The 16,729-nt window shown below is 73.7% G+C and carries 5 protein-coding genes and 1 pseudogene; 5 read left to right on the top strand and 1 reads right to left on the bottom strand.

Translation table 11 applies throughout. From position 1 onward, the window contains the following. From IG94_RS38585 to IG94_RS0113685, 5 genes and pseudogenes are all read left to right on the top strand, one after another. Positions 1-5,612, top strand: a pseudogene (locus IG94_RS38585) (amino acid adenylation domain-containing protein); the annotation flags it as partial. A gap of 4 nt (positions 5,613-5,616) precedes the next feature. Next, positions 5,617-7,077: a condensation domain-containing protein gene (locus IG94_RS43465; RefSeq protein WP_157852253.1), complete on the top strand. Its 1,461-nt coding sequence runs from the start codon at positions 5,617-5,619 to the stop codon at positions 7,075-7,077. After that, complete coding sequence (locus IG94_RS0113675; protein WP_031035185.1) at positions 7,077-14,252, top strand: amino acid adenylation domain-containing protein; 7,176 nt, start codon at positions 7,077-7,079, stop codon at positions 14,250-14,252. Before IG94_RS43465 ends, IG94_RS0113675 begins: the two co-directional genes overlap by 1 nt. Before the next feature lie 64 nt (positions 14,253-14,316). Beyond that, a complete protein-coding gene (locus IG94_RS0113680) occupies positions 14,317-14,535 on the top strand; it encodes an MbtH family protein (RefSeq protein WP_031035186.1) in 219 nt (72 codons plus the stop codon). 100 nt (positions 14,536-14,635) lie between these two features. Further along, positions 14,636-15,439 carry an alpha/beta fold hydrolase gene (locus IG94_RS0113685; protein ID WP_031035188.1) on the top strand — a complete coding sequence of 268 codons (804 nt, stop codon included), beginning with the start codon at positions 14,636-14,638 and terminating at the stop codon, positions 15,437-15,439. A gap of 39 nt (positions 15,440-15,478) precedes the next feature. Here the strand turns inward: IG94_RS0113685 and IG94_RS0113690 are convergent, their stop codons facing one another. Continuing rightward, the gene (locus tag IG94_RS0113690) at positions 15,479-16,624 is read right to left on the bottom strand and encodes a hypothetical protein (RefSeq protein ID WP_031035190.1); all 1,146 of its coding nucleotides are present in this window, start codon (positions 16,622-16,624) and stop codon (positions 15,479-15,481) included. Positions 16,625-16,729: the final 105 nt, after the last annotated feature.

The raw sequence follows: 16,729 nt of genomic DNA on the forward strand, positions 1-16,729 counted from the left end.
TCCCCGACCAGCTCGAACTCCCCTACGACCGCCCCCGCCCCGCCGTCGCCACCTACCGCGGCGACCGCATCCCCTTCGAAATCCCCGCAGAGCTGTACGACGGGATCGCCGCCTTGGCACGGGACACGCAGGCGAGCCCCTTCATGGTGCTCCAGGCGGCCCTCGCCGCCCTGCTGACCCGGCTCGGTGCCGGCGAGGACATTCCCATCGGCACCCCGGTCGCGGGCCGTACCGACGAAGCGCTCGACGACCTGATCGGCGTGTTCATCAACACGCTGGTGCTCCGGACGGACACCTCCGGGCGTCCCTCGGCGCTCACGCTCATCGAGCGCGTCCGGAACCAGACCCTGGAGGCGTACGCGCATCAGGACCTGCCGTTCGAGCGGCTGGTCGAGGCGGTCAACCCGGAGCGTTCACTCGCCCGGCACCCCCTCTTCCAGGTGCTCCTGGCCTTCAACAACACGGACACCGCCGCCGTCGAGGGCGCGGTCGCGAAGCTGCCCGGACTGTCGGTCTCCCGTGCGACGGCCGACACCGGTGTGGGCAAGTTCGACCTCTCCTTCGCGTTCGCCGAGCATGCGGGGTCGGGCACCGGGCTTCAGGGCGTGCTGGAGTACAGCAAGGACGTCTTCGACCGGGAGACCGTGCAGACACTGGGCCTTCGCTACCTGCGCCTGCTGCGGGCCATGGTCGACACCCCGCAGAAGCCCGTCGACGAGGCGGAGTTGCTGGACGAGGCCGAGTCCCGCACCCTGCTCTCCGAGTGGAACGACACGGCGTGCGAGGTGCCGGGGCGTTCGACGGTGGAACTGTTCGAGGAGCGTGCGGCCTCGGACCCGGCTGCCGAGGCCGTGGTCGCCGGTGCCCACACCCTGTCCTACGGCGAACTCAACGACCGCGCCGACCGTTTGGCCCGAGTACTGGCGGCGCGCGGAGCCGGCGCCGAACGCTTCGTCGCCGTCGCCCTGCCCAGGTCCACCGACCTCGTCGTCACCCTCCTGGCGGTCTGGAAGACCGGTGCCGCCTACCTTCCGCTGGACACCGAGTACCCGGCCGAACGGCTGGCGTACATGCTGGACGACGCCAACCCCGTCCTGCTCCTCACCACCAGCGACCTGACCCCCGTACTGCCGGCCGCCACACAGGTTCCCCGGGTCCTCCTCGACGAGCCGGGCCTCCAGGAAGAGCTGTCCGCGCCGGCCGGTCCCGGCCCGCTGCGCGGCATCCACGATCCGAGCGCCTCCGCCTATGTGATCTACACGTCGGGGTCGACGGGACGCCCGAAGGGCGTGGTCGTGCCGCACGGCCCGCTCGTGAACTTCCTGACGGCCATGCAGCGCCAGTTCCCACTCGGCGACAACGACCGCCTGCTGGCCGTCACCACCGTCGGATTCGACATCGCCGGACTCGAACTGTTCCTGCCGCTGCTCACCGGCGCCTCCACCGTGATCGCCGAACGCGACACCGTACGAGACCCCGCCGCCCTGTGCACCCTGATCCGCACCAGCGGCGCGACCACCATGCAGGCCACCCCCAGCCTGTGGCGCGCCGTGCTCGCCGAAGACCCCACCGCCCTCACCCCCCTGCACGTCCTCGTCGGCGGCGAAGCACTGCCCGCGGACCTCGCCACCGCCCTCACCCATCACGCCACCTCCGTGACCAATCTCTACGGACCCACGGAAACCACCATCTGGTCCGCCCACTGGCCCGCCACCCCCGACACCGCACACCACCCCCGCATCGGCCACCCCATCGCCAACACCCAGGTCTACCTCCTCGACCACACCCTCCAGCCCGTCCCCACCGGAACCCCCGGCGAGCTCTACATCGCCGGCCACGGCGTCGCCCGCGGCTACCACAACCGCCCCGACCTCACCGCCGAACGCTTCACCGCCAACCCCCACGGCCCCGCCGGCACCCGCATGTACCGCACCGGCGACCTCGCACGGTGGACCCCTGACGGCAACCTCGAATACCTCGCCCGCGTCGACGACCAGGTCAAACTCCGCGGCTTCCGCATCGAACTCGGCGAGATCGAGACCGCACTCACCACCCACCCCCACGTCACCCAAGCCGCGGTACTCGTCCGCGAAGACCACCCCGGAGACCCGCGCCTCGTCGCCTACCTCACCCCCACCACACACCAGCCCATCCCGACCACGGACCTGCGCCAGCACCTCGCCACGCACCTGCCCGACTACATGCTCCCCACCGCCTACGTCACCCTCGACGCCTTCCCCCTCACCCCCAACGGCAAGCTCGACCGCCGCGCCCTCCCCACACCCGACTACGCGGCCCACACCGAAGACGGACGAGCCCCCCGCACCCCGCGCGAGGAGCTCCTGTGCACCCTCTTCGCCGAAGTACTCGGCGTCGACGCCGTCACCATCGACGACGACTTCTTCACCCTCGGCGGCCACTCCCTCCTCGCCACCAAGCTCGTCAGCCGCATCCGCACGGTCCTGGACACGGAACTGGCCATCCGGCAGCTCTTCGAGGCGCCGACGGTGGCACGGCTGGCCGGGGTGCTGGACTCCTCGGCCGCCGCTCGCGGCCGGCTGGTCGCCGCGCCGAGACCGGCCCGGGTACCGCTCTCCCACGCCCAGCAGCGGCTGTGGTTCCTCCAGCACCTTGAGGGGCCGAGCGACGCGTACAACGTGCCGATCTCGCTCGACCTGACGGGAGAGCTGGACCAGGAGGCGCTGCGGCTGGCGCTGGCGGACGTCGTCGACCGGCACGAGAGCCTGCGGACCGTCGTCGTCGAGGACGGTTCCGGCGCCGCCCACCAGGTCGTACTGGGCCGGGAGCAGACGCGGGTGCCGCTGGCCGTGGAGCACCTCGCCTCGGACGCGGAGGTCGACGCACGGATGCGGCGTGCCGCCGGGTACGTCTTCGACCTCGCCTCCGAGATCCCCCTGCGTGCCACCCTGTTCGAGGTCGGGGAGGGGGAGTCCACGGACCGCTGGGCCCTGCTGCTGCTCACCCACCACATAGCCAGTGACGCCTGGTCGCGGGGCATTCTCATCCGGGACCTGGTGGCGGCGTACGCCGCGCGCACCACGACGGGCCGGGCGCCCGACCTGGCGCCGCTGCCCGTCCAGTACGCCGACTACAGCCTCTGGCAGCGCAGCGTCCTCGGCTCCGAGGACGACCCCGCCAGCGAGGCCACGCGCCAGCTCGACCACTGGAAGCGGGCACTGTCCGGGCTGCCCGAGGAGCTGTCGCTCCCGTTCGACCGCCCGAGGCCGGCGGTGGCCTCGTACCGGGGTGACCGGGTCGCCTTCGACCTGCCGCAGGACGTGTACGAGCGGCTCGTCCGGGTGGGCCGCGAACAGGGGGCCAGCCTGTTCATGGTGCTGCAGGCGGGGCTGGCCGCACTACTGACCCGGCTGGGGGCCGGCACGGACATCCCGCTGGGCACCCCGATCGCCGGCCGCACCGACGACGCCCTGGACGACCTGGTCGGCTTCTTCGTGAACACGCTGGTGCTGCGCACGGACACCTCGGGAGACCCGACGTACGCCGAGCTCGTCGACCGGGTCCGCGCCGAGTCCCTGGCGGCGTACGCGCACCAGGACCTGCCGTTCGAGCGGCTGGTGGAGGCCGTCAACCCGGAGCGTTCGCTGTCCCGGCACCCGCTGTTCCAGACCATGCTCAGCTTCGACAACGCCGGTCGTGCCGCGTCGCACGCGGAGCTGGCCGGGCTCGCGGTCTCCGGGCGGACCCTCGGTGCGCCCGCCGCGAAGTTCGACCTGTCCTTCGAACTCGCCGAGCGTCCGGCGGGCCCGGACCGGGCGGCGGGTCTGAGCTGCGCGCTGGACTACAGCACCGACCTGTTCGACCGCGGGACCGCGCAGGACGTCGCCGACCGCTTCGTCCGCGTGCTGACCGCGCTCGCCGACGACCCGGGGCGCCGGATCGGCGAGACGGAGATCCTCGGCCGGGACGAGCGGCGGCGGATGCTCGTCGAGTGGAACGACACCGCGGTCCAGCACGCGGACCGCACCGCGGTCCACGTCCTCTTCGAGGAGCGTGCCGCCGCCGAACCGGAAGCCCTCGCGGTCGTGTCCGGTGAGGAGCGGCTCAGCTACGGCGAGCTGAACGCGCGGGCCAACCGGCTGGCGCACCGGCTGCTCGGCCGGGGCGTCGGCAGGGAGAGCCGGGTCGCGGTCTTCCAGGAACGCTCCGTGGAACTGATCGTCGCCACCCTGGCCGTGCTGAAGGCCGGCGGTGTGTACGTGCCGATCGATCCGCAGCAGCCCGCGTCCCGGTCCGAGTTCATCCTGCGGGACACCGGGGCCGTGGCCCTGCTCACCGACCGCGACCCGGGTGACCTGCCCTTCGCGGTGGACGTGCCGGTCCTCGACGTCGGTCCCGGCACGGACCTGTCCGGGGAGGCGGACACCGACCCAGGGGTGCCGACGGACGCCGAGCAGCTCGTGTACGTGATGTACACCTCGGGCTCGACCGGTACTCCCAAGGGCGTGGCCAACACCCATCACAACGTGGTGCACCTGGCGGCGGACCGCTACTGGCGCGGTGGGCGTCACGAGCGGGTGCTGATGCACTCGCCCTACGCCTTCGACGCCTCGACGTTCGAGATCTGGACGCCCCTGCTGACGGGCGGCACGGTCGTGGTGGCCCCCGCCGGGCGGCTGGACGCGGCCGACCTCGCCGCCGCCATCTCCGGGCACGGGGTCACGGGGCTGTTCGTCAGCGCCGGTCTGTTCCGGGTGCTCGCCGAGGAGCGGCCCGAGTGCTTCCGCGGAGTCCGGGAGATCTGGGCCGGCGGCGACGTGGTGTCCCCCACGGCCGTCCGCCGGGTCCTGGAGACCTGCCCGGGCACGGTCGTCGCCAACGAGTACGGGCCCACGGAGACCACGGTGTTCTCCGCGGTGAACCCGCTGCGCGACCCGGCGGAGGTACCGGAGGCGGTCGTCCCGATCGGCCGGCCCCTGTGGAACACCCGGCTGTACGCCCTCGACGAGCGGCTGCGGCCGGTGCCCGTGGGGGTACCCGGCGAGCTGTACATCGCGGGCACCGGTGTGGCCCGTGGCTACCTCGGCCGGGCGGCGCTGACGGCACAGCGCTTCGTGGCCGACCCGTTCGCGGGCGCCGGCGAGCGGATGTACCGCACCGGTGACGTCGTACGCTGGCTGGCCGACGGGCGGCTGGAGTTCCTGGGCCGGGTCGACGACCAGGTCAAGCTGCGGGGCTTCAGGATCGAACCCGGCGAGGTGGAGGCGGTCCTCGCCGGCCACCCCGAGGTGAGCCAGGCGGCAGTGGTGCTGCGGGAGGACCGGCCCGGCGACAAGCGGCTCGTGGCCTACGTGGTCGCGGGGGCCGGGGCCGAGCCCGAGGCTTTGCGGGCGCACGTGGCGGGCACCCTGCCCGAGTACATGGTCCCCTCTGCCGTGGTCCTGCTCGACGGGCTGCCGCTCACCCTGAACGGCAAGCTCGACCGGCGGGCGCTGCCCGCCCCCGACTACGGTGCCGACACCGAGCGGCGCGGCCCGCGCACCGAGCGGGAGAAGGTGCTGTGCGCGCTGTTCGCGGACGTCCTGGGCCTGGCCGAAGTGGGCGTCGACGACGGGTTCTTCGACCTCGGCGGCGACCATGCGGTGGTTCCTGGAACGCGGCGGTCCGGCCGACCAGTTCAACCAGTCGCGGCTGGTCCAGGTCCCGGCGTCGCTGCGGCTGCCGGACCTCACGGCCGCCCTCGGCGCGCTGCTGGAGCACCACGACGCGCTGCGGGCACGGCTGACGGACGGTTCGGAACGACGGCTGGAGATCCGCGGGCCGGGGGCGGTCGAGGCCGACTCCGTCGTCCGCCGGGTGGACGCCGCCGGTCTGGACGACGACGCCCTGCAGGACCTCGTCCGCGGGGAGACCGTCGCGGCGCGGGAGCGCCTGGACCTCGGTGCGGGACGGGTCGTGCAGTCGGTCTGGTTCGACCGCGGGGACACCCGGCCCGGCCTGCTGCTGCTGATCGTCCACCACCTGGTGGTCGACGGGGTCTCCTGGCGGATCCTCGTACCGGATCTCGCCGAGGCGCACCGTGCCGTGGCGGCGGGACGACCGGTCGAGCTCCAGCCCGTGGGGACCTCGCTGCGCCGCTGGGCGCAGCGCCTCACGGAGGTGGCGGGTGATCCGGCCCGCACGGCGGAGGCGGACTGGTGGCGGTCGGTCCTGCGGCCCGCGGACCCGCCGCTGGGGCGGCGGCCGCTGGACACGGCGCGGGACACCTACTCCTCCGCCCGCCATCTCACCCTGACCCTGCCGGCGGCGGTGACCGAGCGGTTGCTGACCCGGGTGCCGGCGGTGTTCCGGGCCGAGGTCAACGACGTCCTGCTGGCGGCGTTCGCGCTCGCCTGGGCTCGCCGCGGCGGCGGACGGGGAGCCGGGGTGCTGCTGGATCTGGAGGGGCACGGGCGCGAGGAGGAGCTGGTCGGCGGCGCGGACCTGTCCCGCACGGTGGGCTGGTTCACCAGCCTGCACCCCGTGCGGGTGGACGCGGGGCCGGCCGACCTCGCCGACGCGTTCGCGGGCGGACCGGCTGCCGGTGCCGTCGTCAAGCGGGTCAAGGAGCAGCTGCGCGAGGTGCCCGAGAAGGGCATCGGGTACGGGCTCGTGCGCCATCTCAACCCGCGCACGGCACCCGGCTTCGCCGGGCTGCCGACACCGCAGGTCGCCTTCAACTACCTCGGCCGGTTCACCACCGCGGGTGTCGAGAACGCGGGCAGTGAGGCGGTCCCCGACTGGACGGTGCTGGCCACCGCGTCCGGTGTCGGCGGCACCGACCCCCGGGTGGCGCTCGCCCACCCGCTGGAGCTCAACGCCCGTACCAACGACGGGCCGCGCGGGCCCGAGCTGTCGGCCACCTGGTCCTGGGCCGGCGGAATCCTCGACGAGGACGAGGTGCGGGAGCTGGCCGAACTGTGGTTCAGGGCGCTCGAGGCGCTCGCCGACCACGCGGAGAACCCGGAGGCGGGCGGGCTGACCGTCTCGGACGTGTCGCTGAGCCTGCTGGACCAGAGCGAGATCGAACTGCTGGAAGACGAGTGGAGGAACCTCTGATGACGAAGCAGTCCGGACTGCAGGACATCCTGCCGCTGGCACCGCTGCAGGAGGGCCTGCTCTTCCACAGCGTGTTCGACGAGAAGGCACCCGACGTCTATCTGGTGCAGCAGGCCATCGACCTGGAGGGTGATCTGGACACGGCGGCGCTGGCCGCCGCCTGCCGGACCCTGCTGAGGCGGCACGCCAATCTGCGCGCGGCCTTCCGCTACCAGGGACTGAAGCGGCCGGTGCAGCTGATCCCGCACCAGGTGGAGCTGCCGTGGGAGGAGACGGATCTGTCCCACCTCCCCGAGCCGGAGCGGTCGGCGGCCGCGGACCGGCTGCTGGAGGAGGACCGGCTGCGCCGCTTCGACCTGGGCCGTCCACCCCTGATGCGCTTCACGCTGATGCGTCTCGGGGACGGCCGGTACCGCTTCGTGCTGACCAACCACCACATCCTGCTCGACGGCTGGTCGCGTCCCATGCTGGTGCGGGAGCTCCTGGCGCTCTACCGGACGAAGGGCGACGACGGCGCGCTGCCAAGGGTCCGCCCCTTCCGTGACTACCTCCAGTGGCTCGCCGGGCAGGACCGGGACAGCGCGGTCGCCGCCTGGCGGGAGGTGCTCGCCGGACTGGACGGGCCCACCCTGGTCGCCCCGCAGGCGGGCGAGCGGACGCCGGTGGTGCCCGGTCGCCTGGAGACGGAGCTGGCCGACGCCGACCACGCGGCGCTGACCAGGCTGGCCCGGGAACGCTCCCTCACCCTCAACTCCCTGGTGCAGGGCGCCTGGGCGGTGGTCCTGAGCGGGCTCACGGGACGGGACGACGTGGTGTTCGGCACGACCGTCTCCGGGCGGCCGCCTGAGGTCGCCGGGATCGAGACCATGGTGGGGATGTTCATCAACACCCTGCCCGTGCGGGTGCGGTTGCGGCCCGACGAGCCGTTCCTGGACGCCGTGCGCCGCACCCAGGACGAACAGACCCGGCTCCAGTCGCACCAGCAACTGGGCCTGGCCGAGGTGCAGCGGCTGGCGAGCGAGGGCGAACTCTTCGACACCACCATGGTGTTCGAGAACTATCCGGTCGACATCGGCGCCGAGCGGGACGAGCCCGGCGGCATCGGCGGGGTGACCGTCACCGGCACCCGCAACCGGGACGCCACCCACTATCCGCTGGCGCTGGTGGCCGTGGGCCGCGACGGGCTGCGGCTGCGTCTCGACCACCAGCCCGACCTGGTACCGCCGGCGGCGGCCCGGGCCGTCCTGGAGCGGTTGGTGCGCGTCCTGCGCGGGGCGGCCGCTGAGCCGCACCGCACCGTCGGACAGCTTGAGCTGCTCTCCGCCGAGGAGCGCGGCGCCGTGCTGTCCCTCGGCCGTGGCACGGACACGGGCCCCGCCGACGCGACGCTGCCCGCGGCCTTCCGGGCCCAGGCCGCGCGCACTCCGCACGCGGATGCCGTCCGCTGCGGTACGACCGTGCTGGACTACGCCGAACTCGACGCCCGGTCCGACCGGCTGGCGCGTGCCCTGGTGGCGCACGGGGTGGGGGCCGAAACCCCGGTGGGGCTCCTCATGGACCGCTCCGAGCATCTGGTCGTCGCGCTGCTGGCCGTGCTCAAGGCGGGCGGCGCCTATGTGCCGCTCCGGCAGGGCGATCCGCTCGACCGGCTGCGGCAGGTCACCGCCCTGGCCGGCGTCTGCCACGTCCTCACCGACGCGGAACACGCGCCCCGGGCGCAGGAGCTGGGCCTGACCGCCGTGCGGGCCGACGCGACGGACGCCCCGGCCGGGGGTGCCGCATTGCCCTCCGGCCCCGGGCACGCCGACCGGCTGGCCTACGTGATGCACACCTCCGGCTCGACCGGGATGCCCAAGGGGGTGGCCGTCACCCACCGGGACGTGGTCGAGCTGGCCCGCGACCGGTCCTTCGCCGGCGGCGCCCACGCCCGCGTGCTGGTCCACTCCCCGCACGCCTTCGACGCCTCCACGTACGAGGTGTGGGTGCCGCTGCTGTCCGGCGGGACCGCCGTCGTCGCCCCGCCGGGAGACCCCGTCGCGGACACCCTGGGCAAGGTGCTGACCGAGCACGAGGTGACCGGGCTGTGGCTGACCTCCGGGCTCTTCCAGCTCGTCGCCGACGAGGCGCCCCACCACCTGGCGGGGGTACGGGAGGTGTGGACGGGCGGCGACGTCGTCCCGGCGGCCGCGGTCCGCCGGGTCCGGGAGGCATGCCCCGGCACGGTGGTCGTCGACGGGTACGGGCCCACCGAGACCACCACGTTCGCGGTGCGCCACCGCATCCCGGCCGACGCCCCGGTGCCGGACACCGTGCCCATCGGCACGCCGCTGGACAACACGCGGCTGCTCGTCCTCGACACCGCCCTGCGCCCCGTCGCCCGGGGCGTCGCGGGTGAGCTGTACCTCGCGGGGGCGGGGCTCGCCCGCGGCTACTGGCGGCGGCCGGGCCTCACCGCGGAGCGGTTCGTCGCCGATCCCCACGGCCCGGCGGGCACCCGCATGTACCGCACCGGCGACCTCGTACGGTGGACGCCGGACGGCACCCTCGAATATCTGGGGCGCGCCGACGAGCAGGTCAAGATCCGCGGGTTCCGCATCGAACCGGGCGAGATCGAGGCCGTGCTGGGCCGCCACTCCGAGGTCGCCCAGGCCGTCGTCACGGTGCGTGAGCCGCGCCCCGGCGACAAGCGGCTGGTGGCGCACCTCGTGGCGGAGCAGGGCAGCGACCCGACGCCCGCCTCCCTGCGGGCCCACCTCGCCGCCGAACTGCCCGACTACATGGTCCCGTCGGTCTATGTGACCCTCGACGCGCTGCCCCTGACCGGCAACGGCAAGATCGACCGCAGGGCGCTGCCGGTGCCCGATCTCACCACCGCCGACGCCACCGTCGAGAGCCGGGCTCCGCGCACCCCGCGGGAGGAGATCCTGTGCGGCCTCTTCGCCGAGCTCCTCGGCATGCCGCGGGTCGGCGTCGACGACGACTTCTTCGCCCTCGGCGGGCACTCGCTGCTCGCCACCCGGCTCGTGGGCCGGATCCGCGCGGTCCTCGACGCGGAACTGACCGTGCGGCAGCTGTTCGACGCGCCGACGGTGGCGGCCCTGTCCCGCGCCCTCGACACCGCGGGTGCGGCCCGTCCGGCCCTGCGTCCGGCCGAGCCCCGCCCGGAGCGCGTCCCGGCCTCCCCCGCGCAGCGCCGGCTGTGGTTCCTGCACCGGTTCGAGGGCCCGAGCCCGACGTACAACATCCCCTTCGCGCTGCGGCTCTCGGGCGACCTGGACCGGTCGGCGCTGCGGGCCGCGCTGGCCGACCTGACGGGCCGGCACGAGAGCCTGCGGACGGTGTTCGCCGAGGATGCCGAGGGACCCCGGCAGATCGTGCGGCCGGCCGCCGAGGCCCGGCCGGAGCTGACCGTCGTCCCGTCGGTGCCGTCGGACGCCCTGGAGGCGGAGATCACCCGGGCGGCCTCGCACTCCTTCGACCTCGCGGCCGAGATCCCGCTGCGGGCCTGGCTGTTCGAGACGGGCGAGCGGGAACAGGTACTGCTCCTGCTGGTCCACCACATCGCCGGCGACGGCTGGTCGGTGCCCCTGCTCGCCCGTGATCTGACCACCGCGTACACGGCCCGTCTCGGGCAGCGCGCGCCGGAGTGGCGCCCGCTGCCCGTCCAGTACCCCGACTACACCTTGTGGCAGCGCGAGGCGCTGGGCTCGGAGGACGACCCCGAGAGCCCCGCGGCTCGGCAACTCGCCTACTGGCGTGACGCTTTGGCGGGGCTGCCGGAAGAGCTGGCGCTGCCCGCCGACCGGCCGCGTCCGGCGACGGCCGGGGGGCGGGGCGGCCGGGTGCTCTACGAGGTGCCCGAGGAGCTGCACGCCCGCATCGTGACCGTGGCGCGGACCTGCCAGGCCAGCCCCTTCATGGTGGTGCAGGCCGCCGTCGCCGCTCTGCTCACCCGGCTCGGCGCCGGCGAGGACATTCCGCTGGGCACCCCCGTCGCCGGACGCACCGACGACGCCCTCGACGGTCTCGTCGGTTTCTTCGTCAACACCCTGGTGCTGCGCGCCGACACCTCCGGCAATCCCGCCTTCCGTGACCTGGTGGCCCGGGTCCGCGAGACGGACCTGGCGGCGTACGCGCACCAGGACGTGCCCTTCGAGCGGCTCGTGGAGGTGCTCAACCCGAAGCGCTCACCGGCCCGGCACCCGGTCTTCCAGACCATGCTGACCTTCAACAACACGGACCGCCGGCCGGGCGACGGCCTGCGTCTGCCCGGCCTGGACGCCGAGTCCCTGTCCGCCGACACCGGCACCGCCAAGTTCGACCTGCTGTTCTCCTTCGCCGAGCGGCACGACGCCGAGGGGCGCCCGGCCGGACTCGGCGCGGGTCTGGAGTTCAGCACCGACCTGTTCGACCCGGACACCGCCGAGGCCCTGGTCGCCCGGCTGCTGCGCCTGCTGGACGCGGTGACCGCGGCACCGGACCGGGCCATCGGTGAGGTGCCACTCCTCGGCGACGAGGAGCGCGCCCGCGCCCTGTCCGCCTCCCTCGGGCCGACGCGCGTACCGGTCGGCGGGTCACTGCCGGAGCGCTTCGCGGTGTCGGTCGCGCGGGCCCCGCACGCCGTCGCGGTCGAAACGGCGGAAGGCGTGCTGACGTACGCCGAGCTGAACGTCCGGGCCAACCGGCTGGCCCGGCTGCTCGTCGAGCGGGGGGTGGGGCCGGAGAGCCTGGTCGCGGTGGCCATGCACCGGTCGGCCGAGCTGGTCACCGCGTGTCTGGCGGTCCTCAAGGCGGGCGCGGGCTACCTGCCGGTCGACCCCGAGTACCCGGCGGACCGGATCGCGTACATGCTCGACGACGCGCGGCCGGCCTCCGTCCTGACCACCCGGGACCTCGCCGGCGCGCTGCCCTCCGGGCCGGCCGGGCCGCCGCTCGTGGTGGACGATCCCGCCATCGTGACCCGCCTCGGCTCCCTGTCCGACGCCGACCTCACCGACACCGAGCGGACCTCCCCGGCCGGTCCGGCCCATCCCGCGTACGTGATCTACACGTCCGGCTCGACGGGGCGCCCCAAGGGCGTCACGATGCCGGTGCGCGCGCTGGCCAACCTCCTCGACTGGCACGAGCGGACCCTGCCGGGCGGGCCCGGCACCCGGGTGGCGCAGTTCACCGCGGTGAGCTTCGACGTCTCGGTCCAGGAGATACTCTCCGCGCTGCTGGCCGGCAAGACCCTGGTCGTCTGCCCCGAGGACGTCCGCCGCGATCCGGAGCGGCTGGCCGGGTGGCTGGGAGAGCGGCAGGTCCAGGAACTGTACGCGCCCAACCTGGTCATCGACGCGGTCTGCGAGGCGGCCGTCGCCGCCCGCCTCGATCTGCCCCACCTCACCGACCTGGTGCAGGCCGGGGAAGCGCTGACTCCGCACGGCGCCATGCGCGCCTTCTGCGCCGCCCGGCCCGGCCGCCGCCTCCACAACCACTACGGTCCCGCGGAGACCCACGTGGTGACGGCCCACCGGCTCCCGGCCGACCCGGCCGGCTGGGGCCCCTCCGCCCCGCCGATCGGCCGGCCCGTCGACAACACCGCCGTCCGGCTCCTGGACCCGTGGCTGAATCCGGTTCCGCCGGGCGTCCCGGGTGAGCTCTACATCGGCGGGGACGCGCTCGCCCGCGGCTATCTGGGCCGGGCCGACCGTACCGCCGAGCGGTTCGTCGCCGACCCCTACGGTGCGGACGGCGCCCGCATGTACCGCACGGGCGACCTCGCCCGGCTCACCCCCGACGGGCTGCTGGTGTACTTGGGCCGGGCCGACTCGCAGGTCAAGATCCGCGGCTTCCGCATCGAACCCGGTGAGATCGAGGCGGCGCTCACCGCACACGCCTCGGTGGCACAGGCCGCCGTCGTCGTGCGGGAGGACCGTCCGGGGGATCGCCGGCTGGTCGGCTACGTGGTGGCCGCTCACCAGGAGGCCCCCGACTCCGCGCGGCTGCGCGAGCACCTTTCGGGGCGGCTGCCCGCCCACATGGTGCCGGCCGCGTTCGTCGTCCTCGAAGCGCTCCCCCTGACCCCCAACGGCAAGCTGGACCGCACCGCGCTGCCCGTGCCCGAGTACGCGGCGGGCGGCGGGTCGAGGGCGCCCAGGACGCCCGCGGAGCACCGGGTGTGCACGCTCTTCGCCGAGGTGCTGGGCGTCGAACGGGCCGGTGTGGAGGAGGACTTCTTCGAGCTGGGCGGGCACTCCTTCCTGGCCGCACGCCTGGTGGCACGGCTGCGCGAGGAGTTCGGCCAGGACCTTCCCGTCCGTACGGTCTTCGACTCCCCCACGCCGGAGGGCGTCGCCGCCGTGCTGACCGGAACGGCCGACGGCGGCCCGGGGCGCTCCTCCGAGAGCCTGCTCGGGCTGCGGGCGCGCGGCACGGCCGCCCCGCTGTTCTGCCTGCACCCGGGCGGCGGCTTCAGCTGGTGCTACGCGGGGCTCGTCCGCCATCTCGGCCCGGACGTCCCGGTCTACGGCATCCAGGCGCGAGGTCTCGACGGGAGCGGCCCGCTGCCCTCGTCCATGGCGGAGATGACCGCGGAGTACCTCGCCCTGATCCGTTCCGTGCAGCCGAGCGGTCCCTACCGGCTGGCGGGGTGGTCGTTCGGCGGCCTCGTCGCGCACGCCCTGGCGACCGCGCTGCGCGCCGAGGGCGAGGAGGTGTCCCTGCTCGCCCTGCTGGACGCGTATCCGCCGGGCGAGAACGCGGACACCTCGGAACCGGTCGAGCACGAGGTGGTCGCGCACAATCTGCGGGCCATGGGCTTCGAGTTCGACATGGCCGAGCTCATAGCAGACCAGGAAGGCGTCCTGCGACGTTTCCGGGAGTTCCTGCAGTCGGGTGACCAGGCACTGGCGCAGCTGGAGGCCCGGGACATACTCGCACTGAAGGACGTATACGTGAACAATGTCCGGCTCATGCGGAAGTTCACACCGGAATTCTTCGACGGGGACGTCCTCTTCGTCTCCGCCGAGCGGAAATCCGCGGACGACCGGGAGGGCCGCCTGAATGTCAGCTTGTGGCAACCGTTCACGGGTGGTTCGGTCGAGGTGTGCGCCATAGACTCGACGCACGGAAATCTGATGACGGATGCCCGTCATATGGCCCGGATCGGCCAATTCCTCGCGGACCGCCTGTGACCTTTCACGAGGTACCCGAAACCCCGTCCCAGAGAAACAGTCAGCGCTGAGAAGGAGCGATGGAATGAGCAGCAATCCCTTCGAGGACCCCGAGGGCACCTACCTGGTCCTGGTCAACGACGAGGGGCAGCACTCGCTGTGGCCGGCGTTCGTCGAGGTGCCCGCCGGCTGGCGGACCGTCCTCGAGGAGAGCAGCCGGGACGCGGCGCTCGAGTACGTCAACACCCAGTGGACCGACATGCGTCCCAAGAGCCTGGTCGACGCGATGGACGGCGCCGCCTGACCCGAGCGCCGCACGACCCGCGGCCCCGGGCGTCCGGGGCGCGGGTCGCCTGCGTGTGCGGGCACGTACCGCACGACCACCACGAAAGGGGAGAGGCACCATGCCGGTCATTCCCGTGAACGGGATTCGGCTCAGCTACGACGAGGCCGGCACCGGCGACCCGGTGGTGATGATCCAGGGCACCGGCGGCGGCCGTACCGTGTGGCAACTGCACCAGGTACCCGCGCTCACCGCGGCCGGTCTGCGCGTGATCACCCTCGACAACCGGGGCATCCCCCCGTCCTCCGAGTGCCCCGAGGGGTTCACCCTCCAGGACATGGTCGGGGACGTGGCCGGTCTCATAGAGCGTCTGGACCTCGGTCCCACCGCCGTCGTCGGCACGTCCATGGGCGCGTTCGTCGCCCAGGAACTGGCACTGGCCCGTCCCGACCTGGTCAGCCGGGCCGTACTGATGGCCACCCGGGGCCGCACCGACTTCCTGCGCGCCGAGCTGACGCGCACGGAGATCGACCTGTACGACTCGGGGGTGCGGCTCCCGGACCGCTACGCGGCCGTGCTGCGCGCCCTGAAGTCGCTGTCGCCGCGGACGCTCGACGACGACTCGGCCATGGCGGACTGGCTCGACCTGTTCGAGCTGACGTCCGTGCCCGGGCCGGGGCAGCGGGCGCAGATGGAGGTCAGCCGGCTGGCGAACCGGCTCGCCGCGTACCGGGGCATCCGCGTCCCCTGCCAGGTCATCGCCTTCGCCGACGACCTGGTCACTCCGCCCCGGCTGGGCCGCGAGGTCGCCGACGCCGTCCCCGGCGCCCGCTTCGACCTCGTCGAGGGCTGCGGGCACTACGGCTACCTGGAGGACCCGGAGACGGTGAACAAGCTGCTCGTGCAGTTCCTCACCGGTCCCTGAGGGCCGGCCCGGCGGACGCCGGGCCCCTCCGCCGTGGTGTCAGGCGCTCGGCGCGAGGGAGGCCGCGTAGCCCTTCAGGTAGGCGGTGGGATAGAGGAGCCCGTTGGCCCACAGGGTTCCGTCCGCCGTCGGGTACAGGGCCGTCACCTCGGAGCCGGGCGTCGCCCCCGGGGCCGCGGCCGTCTCCCAGGCGGAGCCGTTCCAGCGGGCCAGGCCGCGGTCCTTGGTGCGGTCCGCGTACAGGCCCGCCCAGACGGTTCCGTCGTGGACAGCCAGGGCCTGCACGGACATGCGGTCCTCGGACGCGTCGCCGGTGGGTGCGGGCACCGGCACGTAGGTCGTCTGCCAGTCGGTGCCGTTCCCGCGCAGCACGAACGCCCCCGGCGTGCCGCTGTCGGTGTAGATGTTGCGGTCGGTGCCGCCGATCCACACCTCGCCGTCCCGCACGGTCACCGCGTTCGCGGTCGCCGAGAGCCCCGACAGCCGGGGCAGGGCCACCTCCTGCCAGGACGTGCCGTCGTAGTGCGCGGCGTAGGGGCGGCCGCCGCCCGAGCCCACCACCCAGACGTCGTGGGCGGACACGACGTGCACGGCCTTGATGTCGGTCCAGGCGTCGGGCGCGCCGAGCTTGGTCAGCGTCCAGGCCGAGCCGTTCCAGTGGGCGACCGCGCCGGGCACGCCCCCGTCGCTCTCCCGGTAGTTGCCGACCGCCCACACGTCGGTGCGGGAGACGGCACGGGCCGCCAGCACCTCGAAGTCCGGGAGGGTCCGGTCCGTCCACCGCGAGCCGTCCCAGTGGTACTGCCCGAAGTCGCCCCGCTCGCCGCGGCCGAAGGCCCACACGTCGTGCGGGGCGGTGCCGGTGAGCACGTCCGTGGAGGCGCCGGCGGGGGGCAGCGGGAGGCTGCGCCAGGCACCGGCCTGGCGGGTCCACAAGGTGTGCTCGTACTCGCAGGGCAGGCAGGTGGTGCTCGTCTGTACCGTGCTGCGCGCCACGGCCGACGTCGCGTCGAAGGGGACGTACGCGCTGACGCCGGCCGGGGCTGGCGGTGGCACGGCCTGCCATTGGGCGGCAGCGTGGCCCTGAGCCGCCGCGGTCAGGCCCGCCAGAAGCGCCAGGAGCAGCGCTGCCACCCCGTGCAGCGCCGCCCGTAACCGGTTCGTGGGTCTCTGTTCGATCCGCATGCTCACTCCGTCGAGGTCGGTTGAGCCTCCACCGTTGCCGCGGAACGGGCCGAGCGGGACGCGTTGGCAGCTAGTTGCCGGGCAGGGCGTCGCGAGCACGGCGGC

The sequence above is a fragment of the Streptomyces olivaceus genome, from assembly GCF_000721235.1.
Lineage (GTDB): Bacteria > Actinomycetota > Actinomycetes > Streptomycetales > Streptomycetaceae > Streptomyces > Streptomyces olivaceus.